This window comes from Microbispora sp. CSR-4 (genome assembly GCF_008033685.1).
Classification (GTDB): Bacteria; Actinomycetota; Actinomycetes; order Streptosporangiales; family Streptosporangiaceae; genus Microbispora.
Genome location: NZ_VJVX01000315.1, coordinates 1 through 343, shown reverse-complemented (window position 1 = coordinate 343; position 343 = coordinate 1). Strand labels below are relative to the sequence as shown.

The following is a 343-nucleotide window of genomic DNA, read 5'->3' as shown; positions in this document are numbered from 1 at the left end:
CGAACGCAGCCATCGCCCTCTGCAGGCGCGGTCGTGTCGCACTCGGCAGAGCGGGTGCTCGCGGTGTCGTCGTCCTCGGCGGAGTCGGCGTTCGCGGTGCTGCGCGGCTCGCACTCCCCGGGCCGCCGCTCACCGGCCGCGCACTCACCGGCTCCCCAGCCACGAGGCTCTTCATCGCGAAGTCCGGTCGCGACGTCGCCGGAGCCAGCGGCAGGGTCGGTGGCGGGGACAGCCTCAGCAGTGCCGAGCTCGTCCGGGGTCTCGGGGCCGTCGGTGCCGCCCGCAGCACCCGGATCGCCCATCACGTCGGAGACGGCGTCGTCGGCCTGGCTGGGGTCGTCGG

The 343-nt window shown here is 75.2% G+C and carries 1 protein-coding gene; it reads right to left on the bottom strand.

Annotated features, from left to right (window positions below; translation table 11 throughout):
* Positions 1-343 (bottom strand): hypothetical protein (locus FLV34_RS41175; RefSeq protein ID WP_222709831.1); only part of this gene is annotated, 343 nt, incomplete at both ends.